Annotated in this window: 2 protein-coding genes; one reads left to right on the forward strand and one right to left on the reverse strand. The window is 69.7% G+C overall.

Annotation, left to right across the window (positions count from 1 at the left end; translation table 11 throughout):
* Positions 1–67 precede the first annotated feature (67 nt).
* Positions 68–946 (forward strand): class I SAM-dependent methyltransferase, encoded by an 879-nt coding sequence (locus GH737_RS14675; protein WP_155265502.1) that lies wholly within the window; start codon positions 68–70, stop codon positions 944–946.
* On the opposite strand, the gene GH737_RS14680 is transcribed toward GH737_RS14675, so the two are convergent.
* A complete protein-coding gene (locus GH737_RS14680; protein ID WP_420853462.1) occupies positions 943–1,563 on the reverse strand; it encodes a heme exporter protein CcmB in 621 nt (206 codons plus the stop codon). The two genes, GH737_RS14675 and GH737_RS14680, sit on opposite strands and share 4 nt — an antisense overlap.
* Positions 1,564–1,702 lie beyond the last annotated feature (139 nt).

A 1,702-nucleotide genomic window follows, 5' to 3' on the forward strand; every position in this document is an offset into this window, starting at 1 on the left:
CGGGCGCCGCGCTGCTCGACGGCCGCGCCGCCGTCGCCTCGGTCGGGGCGCAGCTCGCACTGGCCGCGTGAGCGAACTTGCCACGATCGTCGCCGAGCCCTGGGACGATTGGGCGCTAATCGACTGCGGCAACGGCCTTAAATTCGAGCGCTACGGCGATGCCAGGGTGGTCCGTCCGGAGCCGCAGGCGATGTGGTCGCCGGCGGGCACGGATTGGGATCCCGACGCGACTTTCGTTCCGGGCTCCGACGAGGAAGGCGGCGGCCGCTGGGTGCAGCACCGGCCCGTCCCGCATCAGTGGGAGCTGTCGCGCGGCAAGGTTCGCTTCGCGGCTTCGCTGACGCCGTTCCGCCACCTCGGCTTCTTTCCGGACATGGCGCCGCAGTGGGACTGGATGCGGGCCAAAATTCAACAGGGGCGCTCCGGCGACGCCGAGGTGCTCAACCTGTTCGGCTACACCGGCGTCGGCACGCTTCAGCTCAGCGACGCCGGCGCTCGGCTCGTCCACGTCGATGCGTCGAAGAAGTCGGTCGAGCAGGGGAAGGACAATGCCCGTCTTTCGGAGACGAGTGACCGGCCGATCCGTTGGATCGTCGACGACGCCGGCAAGTTCACCGCGCGCGAGGTGCGGCGCGGGAGGCGTTACGACGGTATCCTTCTCGACCCGCCCAAGTTCGGCCGCGGACCGACGGGCGAAGTGTGGCGGCTCGAGGAAAATCTCGCGCCGCTGCTCGCCGATTGCCGCAGGTTGCTGGATGCCGACAGCCGCTTCCTCGTGCTCACCGTCTACGCGGTGCGCATGTCGGCGCTCGCGATTGGCGAGCTGGTGAAGCAGCTGCTGGCGGACCTCGGCGGGAAGATCGAGATGGGCGAAATGGCGGTACGGGAAGAAGCGAGAGGCCTACTCCTGCCGACGGCGATCTTCGCCCGATGGAGCAGGAATTAGGTTCGGGCAGCGCGAATTGCCGCGCCGGTGACGAACGGCGCGCCCGCGGTCAGCAGCAGCGACACCGCCGCTTCGAGCAGCAGCGCATTCGCTGCGCCGAAGATCAGCAACGGAACGGCGAGCGGAAGCAGCAACAGCCCGGCCAGCGAGCCCGCGCGCGGAAGGCCGCTTGTCACCGCTGCAATCGTTACCGCCAGCGCGGCAAGCCCCGGAGTCCCGAGCAGCAAGGCGAGCTCCGTCCGGGCGAGCGAGCCGCCGTCCATCGCCATCAGAATTGAGCCCGGAACCGCAGCAATCAGGAGCAGCGGCGCGAAGGTCAGCCAGTGCGCAACGATCTTCGCCAGGGCGATGCTCTCCTCGGCCATGCCGCGGATCACGAGCTGGTCGAGCACGCCGTCGGCGCGGTCGGGCTCGATCAGCCGCTCGACCGGCAGGAGGGCGGCGGTCAGCGCGGCGATCCACAGGGTGCCCGGTCCGATCCGCGCCAGCAGCCGCGCATCCGGTCCGACCGCGAACGGCATCAGCGCGACCACCAGCGCGAAGAAAGCGATCGGGAGCCACACTGCTCCGCTAGACCCGCCCCGGCGCATGTCGCGCGCGATCAGTGCTCCGATCAAGCGCCGAGCTCCAGCTTGCGCCACTCGCCGGGCAGCGGCTGGTGCGATGCGGCGAGCACGCCGCCGCCGTTTTCGCGATGCGCGGCGATGATCGCCGCCAACCGCTCCGCGCCGTCGGAATCGAGCGCGTTCAGCGGTT

It is taken from the genome of Sphingomonas segetis, assembly GCF_009720245.1.
Taxonomy (GTDB): domain Bacteria; phylum Pseudomonadota; class Alphaproteobacteria; order Sphingomonadales; family Sphingomonadaceae; genus Sphingomicrobium; species Sphingomicrobium segetis.